The organism is Proteus myxofaciens ATCC 19692, assembly GCF_001654855.1.
In the GTDB taxonomy this organism is placed as follows: Bacteria; Pseudomonadota; Gammaproteobacteria; order Enterobacterales; family Enterobacteriaceae; genus Proteus; species Proteus myxofaciens.
Map to the genome: position 1 here is coordinate 1 of NZ_LXEN01000145.1, position 8,362 is coordinate 8,362.

Here is an 8,362-nt window from a genome sequence, read left to right on the forward strand (position 1 = left end):
AGAATTATTATTAACAACTTCTTTTCATCAGTGTTTTGGTGAAGGCGCTGAATGTGCTTTAGATACGACATACCGCTTTAATCATGTTATAGGAAATGTAGCAAATACATTTATTCAACAAAATCCTATACAGCTTTCTAAACCATTAAACAGTTTAGTTAAGGGGAATAAAAAATCAGTTGTATTACTCTCTGATGAGCAATTAGAAAATTTACTCAATAAAATGAGCGGCTATGTAAATGAAGATGAAACAATATTACTTTTAGCTCGCTATCACTATTTAAAACCGGATTTATTAAAAAAAGCAAAAACACGTTGGCCTAAATTAAAATTAGAATTTATGACATTTCATGCATCAAAAGGGCAACAGGCTGATTATGTGATTATTTTAGGTCTGCAATCAGGTAAAGAAGGTTTTCCTGCACCAGAAAGAGCTTCTATTATTGAAACGGCACTTTTACCTGAAGTTGAAGAATATCCTTATGCAGAAGAGCGCCGCCTAATGTATGTGGCATTAACGAGAGCAAAAAAACAAGTATGGCTATTATTTAATAAACAACAGCCATCAAGTTTTGTTTCTGAGTTACATTCTCAAGGTGTTCCTATACAGAAAAAACCTTAATCTTGTTGAACTCTTTCTTTTAAATAGCCTTCATAGTCAGGAATTTTTATCTTTGTTTCTTGTGAAAATAAAGGTGATGAAATTAGGAAATTTGCTGTTGCTCGGTTTGTTGCTACTGGAATATTCCAAACCGTCGCTAAACGTAGTAGTGCTTTAACATCAGGATCATGGGGTACTGCATTTAATGGATCCCAAAAGAAAATAAGAATATCAATTTTCTTTTCTGCAATCATTGCACCTATTTGTTGATCACCACCCATAGGACCACTGAGCATTTGTGTAACACTTAATCCTGTATGGTAATTAACAAGGCTACCAGTAGTTCCTGTTGCAAATAATTTATGTTGAGAAAGCTGTTCACTGTTATTTTGTGCCCAATCAAGTAATGAGCTTTTGCAATGATCATGGGCAACAAGTGCAATATTTTTTTCTTTAAATAGTGTGCGGTCAATCTGTTCCATTTGCTACCTTTAAAATAAGTACTGTTATTATTCCGATTATTAAAATACCTGTTTTTTAAACTACAAGCTATGAACTCTTCAAGATACTATGATGTATCATAATATTTTTACTTTTCAGATGAAGAATGGAGCATATGAATGGTGGATTCAGAGATTTATGACATTTTGAGAAGTGTCAAAACAATTGCATTAGTCGGTGCAAGTGATAAAGAAGATCGCCCTAGCTATAAAGTCATGAAATTCTTATTAGAACAAGGCTATGAAGTGATTCCCGTAAATCCTGTTATGGCAGGTCAATCGTTATTAGATCAAAAATGTTATGCATCTTTACAAGAAATACCTGTTTCTATTGATATGGTTGATGTATTCCGTCAATCTTCATTCGCTTTAGAAATAGCGAAAGAAGCAATTAAGATTAATGCTAAAGTTTTATGGTTACAGATTGGGGTCATAAATGAAGAGGCTAAAGCGTTAGCTGAAAATGCAGGATTACGTGTTGTAATGGATAGTTGCCCTAAAAAAGAAATTGAAGCACATGGCTTACCTTGGTAAGCGCTAATATTAAAATCGCCGAAACAGGTTCGGCGATTATCATTTACAAGGTTTATTGATTATTAGGTTCAGTTTCTTAATCTTGGTGCCTGTAATTGGCTTCTGATTGATTGGGATAATTCATCTAAGGAGTCATTATCTAAGTGTTCATCTAATATTTCATATGTTATCTGAGCTTCAGCTAGATAGGTATGAACAGGCTGACCTTCATCATCTTCCATCACAACATGATACCAAGGAGCTGTTCGCAAGGTCACATTTGATGCAATATCATCCTCATTAGGTTGATCTAGGGAATATTCAGCATCTACATCGACAATTACTCCCAAATATCCTAGTAATTTATGTCTAACCTGCTGGCCTATTCCAAATTTGCTGGCGATCATCATATTATCACCTCCATAGGGCCTTGCTTCATATATATAGATATGAGGGTAGAAAACAATAATTCAAGGATTAAAATAAAATATCCGTTGAATATCACATGAATTAAAACCTTCATATAATTAGATTATCTATTGTATAAACAAAAGACAATCATCATATTGGAATTTTTATTATAACTGTGGAGATAAAAGATGATGAAAATTGGAAGAGAGTATATTATTCAAGGCCATGTTCAAGGTGTTGGATTCCGTTTTTATACTTATCAATGGATGAAAAAACGGCCGATTACAGGCTATGTGTGGAATCGCGAAGACGGCAGTGTGGGAATAAAAGCATTTGCACAAGAGCACGTTTTGGCAAAATTAGATGATTGGCTAGAAGCAGGCGGGCCTATTGGGTGTAAAATAATATTTTGGTCAGCGACATCTTGTGATTATGAAGAAATGGCGGACTTTTCAATCCGCCACTATTAGCAAATTAAATTTATTATTTTTTATTATCGACTTTACTAAAGATAATAGCTTAAATACATTTGACTGGTTTTGGCAAGCCTGCAAGTTTCGTTGCTTGTTTCGCGGGGCCTTTAGGAAATAAGCGGTATAAATAGCGACTATTTCCTTTTTCATCACCATATTTCTGCGCGAGTGCTTTAACAAGCATACGAATAGCTGGTGAAGTATTAAATTCTAAATAAAATTGACGAACAAAGCGGATTATCTCCCAATGTTGTTCAGTTAATTCAATTTCTTCAATTTCAGCTAATGTTGGAACCATGTCTTCACTCCACTCGTTGCTATTTTTCAAATAACCGTGAGTATCAGTTTCTATTTCTTTGTTATTAAATATAAACATACGTCTTTAACCAATAAAAATAATAAGGTAATTTATCAAATATAGAGAAAATACCCAAGGACTACTCACAGGTGCTGATAAATTAATCTGTTAAACAACGAAATGTTTAATTTTACCGCAAACAGTACAATAAGGACTTTACAATATTAGGCTAGATGTTTATATTGCTCCCCATTGCGGAGGGGTGGCCGAGTGGCTGAAGGCAGCGGTCTTGAAAACCGCCGATGGGAAACCATCCGAGAGTTCGAATCTCTCCTCCTCCGCCATCTTCACTTCTAGCAACGTCTTCTAAAGTCTTCCAATCCCAAGTAAATCAAGCATTCCAACTAAATCCCATTATTCCAACGTCTACTATCGTCTATTGAAAACTACCCCCTTTAGGTGGTACATATGGGGGTACATTTATACCCCATGATTTGAGTACCCCCAAATGAAGCTAACCGTTAAGCAAATTGATTCCAGCAAGCCTAAAGAAAAAGACTACAAACTATCTGATGGTGGTGGACTGTATCTATTGGTTAAAACTAATGGCGGAAAGTATTGGCGGTTAAAATACCGAATCGATGGCAAAGAGAAACTTTTAGCTATTGGAATTTATCCAACCGTTACACTAGCTGATGCCAGAAGAAAGCGTGATGATGCAAAGAGATTACTGGCGGATGGAATTGACCCAAACCAACAACGCAAAGAACAAAAGCAATCTTCAAAGATTGATAGTGTAAACACCTTTAAAAATATTGCCCTTGAATGGTATGAGGGTAGAAAGGATCGCTGGTCTGTTGGTTATCGTGATGACATGATGGACGCATTCGAAAAAGACGTCTTTCCTTATATAGGTAATCGCCCGATTGCTGAAATCAAACCAATGGAATTACTCGAAGTGCTTTCTATTATGGAAAAGCGCGGAGCAACCGAGAAGCTAAAGAAAGTGCGTCAACGTTGTGGCGAGGTATGGAAGTACGCCATTATTACTGGTAGGGCAGAGTATAACCCCGCGCCAGATTTAGCCAGTGCCTTTGTTCCACATAAGCGTGAGCATTACGCCCACCTTTCAGTAAGTGAATTACCAGAGTTTCTTTCTTCTATTGATAAGTACATGGGAAGCCAGATTGTAAGAGTGGCATTAAGGGTGCTTATTTTAACGGGAGTTCGACCAGGCGAATTGAGAAAGGCTGAATGGTCAGAAATTAACTTTGATACTGGAGTATGGGAAATACCGGCTGAAAAAATGAAGATGCGCCGACCTCATATTGTACCGCTATCAGAGCAGGTTATTGATTTGCTGAAACAGATACACCCAATCAGTGGAAGTTATCAATATGTATTCCCTAGCCGTACTGATTATAAAAAGCATATATCAGATATGGCATTGAATACGATGATTAGACGTATGAGCTACAGTGGCAGAGCCACAGGCCACGGATTCAGACACACAATGAGCACCATCCTACACGAGCAAGGCTATAACACTGCATGGATTGAGACACAGCTAGCACACGTTGATAAAAACTCAATTCGTGGAACCTATAACCATGCTCAGTATATTGATGGTCGTAGAGAAATGCTTCAATGGTACGCTGATTATATGGGGGCATTAGAGAACGGGGATAATGTTGTTCACGGCAACTTTAAACGTGCTTAATCCACCAGCGACCACATACAGAACCAGACAATAAAAGGTCTGGTTTTTTTGTACCGAGAAAGGCCATCAATAATATTTAATCATTAAATGTATGATGTGGCTAGATTCTAGCTAAGATGAGAAAAATCTTAATATATGCTTAAGAGTACACTTTAGTAGACGATAATAGACTATGCGAAGATGTGATAAATAAAATTGTTCGTTTCTTAAGCTTGACTGTTCATTATTACAGTATACTATACCTAGTAGTACCGCAGTAGATCATTGTGGACTTTGTTCTTTAACATCTTTGCGCTGAAAAAGTGCGCTATGTTCTTTAACAACGATGATAGCGAGTTGTGTATTCGCTATCAGAATGGAGTCGCTGATAAAGCGTCCAATGCTCTTTGACAAATTCAGGTATTCCCAGAGTAAATTCTCAGGGACAATCTGTCACGGTGGCGCTCTTGAAGCGCTGATATATGAAGTTTTATCTGATTAGTGGTAGAACGAATTTGTAATAAATACAGGACGCTCAGAGGAACTTCTCCGAGCAAACTTAGTACTAATCTCTCAACTAGAGATACTGTTCTTTCAAAATGGATTTCCCTAAAACTATATAAAAGGGAGCTGGTGATATACTCATTGGTGCGTCGATGACTTCTCTTCGCAATATAGATTAAATATTTGGTATTGTATTTTTTACGGTAATTAGTTTCTTTCAAAATTAAAACTCCGCCTTTGTGGAGAACTATTGTAGTTCCATTCTTCTAAAACTCCATCACGCATATATTGCGTATTGCGTGCAGAAACATAATTTCTTTTTTTAGAATGTTTTGTTTTTAAACGATATAAATTTCTAATCTTAAAATACTCTTACATGATAATGCGTTATTAGCCTTATACATTTATGTATAGGGCTTTTTCGCATATCTTTTCATATCATATTAAGGAAAATACTATGAATAATCTGATTAGGCTTTCAGAGGTTTTGCGACGTACAGGTTACAGCAAAGCATGGATTTATAGATTAATTAAAGAAAATGATTTTCCACAGCAAATAAAAATAGGAACTCGTTCTATTGCTTTCATTGAATCAGAAGTAGATGAATGGATTGCTAATAAGATTGCTGAATCACGTACTGGTGAGGTGGCATAATGGAAAAGAAAAACCACCCGTCACAGGTGGCTTCTCAGAATAACGTAGCATCGTCTATTCTACCAAAGAGCCCACCTAAAAAACACCGTGCCCGTTTATATATGTTAGGTACTGGCATTAATGGATTTACTGAGAATGAAATATTAATTCATTGCCGTTTATCGTCAGGTCGCAATTATCCAAATGAATTAGAGCGTTTATTAAATATCGAATTAGAACGCATTGATGAGCCCAATACTGATGGTATTGGATCACATTATCGTTACCGTTTTAAAACGGCTCAAGATGTGCAGAAGGTTATTAATTTAATAAATAAACGTGCTGAACAAGGTAATTACCAGCCAATAGATAACGCACTCGTAAATAATATTTTAAGCCTGTACCCAACAAAATAACGGAATAAAAAAATGAAATTAAAAAATAACAGCTTAAATGCTGGTGGATTCGCTCACCCTAAATTCAAGACTAGTGATATTAAGGAATTATCTTTTGCTGAAATGCTGCCAGTAATTCAGGGAAATATTAACGGGCAGATTATTAATGCGGTAAGTGCCAAAGCATTACACGAAGCATTAGGTGTGGGTCGTGATTTTTCTACTTGGATTATTGGCCGTGTTAATGAATACGCTTTTGTGGAAGGAACGGATTATCAATCAGATAATGACTTAAACATTCGTTGCTTACTTAATGAACAATATTCCCCCATTTTGGGGAATAATACAAAACGGGGTCGCCCTGAAAAGGATTACTTATTAACGCTAGGTATGGCTAAAGAATTGGCAATGGTTGAGCGTACCGAACAAGGTCGCTTAATTCGTCAATACTTTATCAAGTGTGAGGAAGCTCTACACAAAGTAGCGCCAACAATCACTAAGCAGTTACGTCATCAACTTAAATCACGTCTCAAAGTAGCTAGTTACTTTAAGCCGATGTGTTCAGCTTTAGACCTCGCTCGTATGGAGCAAGGTAAGAACACACTCCCACACCATTACACGACTGAGTCAAACATGCTGAACCGTATTGTATTAGGCGGGCTTACAGCTAAGGCATGGGCGAAGCAGAACGGCATTATTGGCAATCCTCGTGATGCTATGAGTGAAACCCAATTAGAGCATCTTTCATACCTTGAGCAGACCAATACAACGTTAATTGAGCTGGGTATGGATTATCACGCACGCAAAGACAAGTTAATCGGTTTGTCTCAGAAGTGGTTAGCACAACGTGTAGAGGTGGCGCAATGATTACCCTATGTTCAATAAAGGGTATTGCCTGCCAAGTGAATGACTCCCTACTGGTAGGTGGGGAGTCGGTTAAAGTGGACACCCTTTTATCCATCTTGAATCTAACTTCAAGTTATAGTCAATCAGACAAACTTTCGTCCGATCACTCGGTCAATATTTTGGCTCAGAAATCAGCTAAAATTTTAGCCGATGTATCAGCGAAAATTTACGCTAATCAAGCAATCCTAACCACCAATGGAGGATGGGATAGCAGCGAGAACCTAAAACGTGGAGAATTTACACCATTTGCTAAAGGTGATTTTTCTCATCTTTCTAAAGAGGCGAATTATTCTCAATCGCAAGGTTTAATCGGGGTCACTACACGAGACAGAATTGAGTTTTTGGAGTCCATAAAAAAGGATAGCTTTGTAAAATGTGCAATACATCACTTGCGCTTATGGGTAATTGTTGGCTATAGTAAAAACGCACTAGCAAAATCTAGTGTCAGGATTGAGACCCTGTATATACTAAAGGTGACACATGACGCGCCTTGCGTCTTTTTTTGTGTCTGTGCCTACGCACACCTACAATTTGCGGTATTATATCGCTCAAATTCAATGGTGATGCTGGCAGGGCAACCGAAAGGTTGGCTGGTTTCCTTTAGTACCAGTAGTCTCAACCCTGTCAGTGTCACCACCCCTATAGAGATTGAGACCTCTGGTGGTGACTCCTTAGATAAACTAAAGGAGATCATCGTTATGATGGCAACCCCTACCCAGACTCAATTCAAATTTCTGTTTTTGAGCATTAAACGCTCAGATACTACCGCTAAACCTTGCCGTATCACTGTTACAGCACCCAATGAACACGATGCAAGACTGATGCTTGTACGTGATTATATTCTGTCATTCGCTGGTCGCTTACCTGCTAAGGCGGTGGCTAATGCGTAACCCTCAACCTAACGACTTCTACACGCACAAAAATAATGGTGAAACCGTCAAAGTTCTATCGGTTCAATTTAACCGTGTGACCTTTCAACGAGACGGCTTTGATAGTCCTGTCATTATTTCATTAAGCCAGTTCAGCAACGAATACACCTATGCAGGGAGGGCTTAATAATGAGTCATTACCCAGACAGCTATAAGCGTATTCAAGCCGAAATTTCGAACATGTTAGGCAATGACATCCCTTTATCTTCAGAAGAACGTAGCCGTGACCGATTACTTAGGGTTCGAAAAGGCATGGTTCATATTCTTAGTGAAGTATTTCCTCTAATTGATGATCCAAAAAAACAAGAACTCTATTACTGGTTGGAAGCCATTAGCCGTATCAGTGGTGCAGAAACCGTAGACGCTAAATTGGAGGACGAGAAATATGAGTAAGCCAATTTCGTTAGTTATTGCCGTACATAAGGCACAGCAAAATAATGCTTTATTTGCCGTTATTTTGGAACAAGCGAGTAAAGATTGTTCGCGTGAGCTAATTGAT

The 8,362-nt window shown here is 37.6% G+C and carries 14 protein-coding genes and 1 tRNA gene; 11 read left to right on the forward strand and 4 right to left on the reverse strand.

Translation table 11 applies throughout. From position 1 onward, the window contains the following. A partial coding sequence (locus tag M983_RS14400) for a 3'-5' exonuclease (protein ID WP_074388179.1) occupies positions 1-622 on the forward strand: 622 nt, incomplete at its 5' end. On the opposite strand, the gene M983_RS14405 is transcribed toward M983_RS14400, so the two are convergent. Further along, positions 619-1,083 carry a methylglyoxal synthase gene (locus tag M983_RS14405; protein ID WP_066752404.1) on the reverse strand — a complete coding sequence of 155 codons (465 nt, stop codon included), beginning with the start codon at positions 1,081-1,083 and terminating at the stop codon, positions 619-621. The genes M983_RS14400 and M983_RS14405 overlap by 4 nt on opposite strands. 138 nt (positions 1,084-1,221) lie before the next feature. Between M983_RS14405 and M983_RS14410 the strand changes: the two genes are divergently transcribed. Continuing rightward, entirely contained in the window at positions 1,222-1,635 is a 414-nt protein-coding gene (locus M983_RS14410; protein WP_066752412.1) for a CoA-binding protein, read from the forward strand. 68 nt (positions 1,636-1,703) lie between these two features. Here M983_RS14410 and hspQ read toward each other — a convergent pair whose 3' ends face one another. Then, entirely contained in the window at positions 1,704-2,024 is a 321-nt protein-coding gene (gene hspQ / locus M983_RS14415) for a heat shock protein HspQ (RefSeq protein WP_210433251.1), read from the reverse strand. A gap of 189 nt (positions 2,025-2,213) precedes the next feature. Between hspQ and M983_RS14420 the strand changes: the two genes are divergently transcribed. Next, a complete protein-coding gene (locus tag M983_RS14420; RefSeq protein ID WP_425415198.1) occupies positions 2,214-2,495 on the forward strand; it encodes an acylphosphatase in 282 nt (93 codons plus the stop codon). 49 nt (positions 2,496-2,544) lie between these two features. Here M983_RS14420 and tusE read toward each other — a convergent pair whose 3' ends face one another. Beyond that, positions 2,545-2,874, reverse strand: coding sequence for a sulfurtransferase TusE (gene tusE / locus M983_RS14425; RefSeq protein ID WP_066752415.1), 330 nt, complete (start codon positions 2,872-2,874; stop codon positions 2,545-2,547). A 178-nt stretch (positions 2,875-3,052) separates the two neighbouring features. Between tusE and M983_RS14430 the strand changes: the two genes are divergently transcribed. Both M983_RS14430 and M983_RS14435 read left to right on the forward strand, forming a co-directional pair. Further along, a tRNA-Ser gene (locus tag M983_RS14430) sits at positions 3,053-3,140 on the forward strand. A 164-nt stretch (positions 3,141-3,304) separates the two neighbouring features. Next, on the forward strand, positions 3,305-4,516 hold the full coding sequence (locus M983_RS14435) for a tyrosine-type recombinase/integrase (RefSeq protein ID WP_066752418.1): 1,212 nt from the start codon (positions 3,305-3,307) through the stop codon (positions 4,514-4,516). Between the two features lie 261 nt (positions 4,517-4,777). On the opposite strand, the gene M983_RS18000 is transcribed toward M983_RS14435, so the two are convergent. Then, positions 4,778-4,909 carry a hypothetical protein gene (locus M983_RS18000; protein ID WP_261244699.1) on the reverse strand — a complete coding sequence of 44 codons (132 nt, stop codon included), beginning with the start codon at positions 4,907-4,909 and terminating at the stop codon, positions 4,778-4,780. A gap of 547 nt (positions 4,910-5,456) precedes the next feature. Between M983_RS18000 and M983_RS14440 the strand changes: the two genes are divergently transcribed. From M983_RS14440 to M983_RS14460, 6 genes are read left to right on the forward strand one after another with little or no spacing between them, the layout of a single operon-like run. Then, on the forward strand, positions 5,457-5,654 hold the full coding sequence (locus M983_RS14440; RefSeq protein WP_066752421.1) for a helix-turn-helix transcriptional regulator: 198 nt from the start codon (positions 5,457-5,459) through the stop codon (positions 5,652-5,654). Further along, the gene (locus M983_RS14445) at positions 5,654-6,049 is read left to right on the forward strand and encodes a hypothetical protein (protein ID WP_066752424.1); all 396 of its coding nucleotides are present in this window, start codon (positions 5,654-5,656) and stop codon (positions 6,047-6,049) included. The genes M983_RS14440 and M983_RS14445 overlap by 1 nt, the downstream gene beginning before the upstream one ends. 12 nt (positions 6,050-6,061) lie before the next feature. Beyond that, complete coding sequence (locus tag M983_RS14450; protein WP_066752425.1) at positions 6,062-6,895, forward strand: antA/AntB antirepressor family protein; 834 nt, start codon at positions 6,062-6,064, stop codon at positions 6,893-6,895. Further along, complete coding sequence (locus tag M983_RS17275; protein WP_083954611.1) at positions 6,892-7,824, forward strand: host cell division inhibitor Icd-like protein; 933 nt, start codon at positions 6,892-6,894, stop codon at positions 7,822-7,824. Before M983_RS14450 ends, M983_RS17275 begins: the two co-directional genes overlap by 4 nt. Continuing rightward, entirely contained in the window at positions 7,817-7,990 is a 174-nt protein-coding gene (locus M983_RS17125; protein WP_074388180.1) for a DUF4222 domain-containing protein, read from the forward strand. The genes M983_RS17275 and M983_RS17125 overlap by 8 nt, the downstream gene beginning before the upstream one ends. Before the next feature lie 2 nt (positions 7,991-7,992). Continuing rightward, positions 7,993-8,256 carry a hypothetical protein gene (locus M983_RS14460; protein ID WP_066752429.1) on the forward strand — a complete coding sequence of 88 codons (264 nt, stop codon included), beginning with the start codon at positions 7,993-7,995 and terminating at the stop codon, positions 8,254-8,256. Positions 8,257-8,362 lie beyond the last annotated feature (106 nt).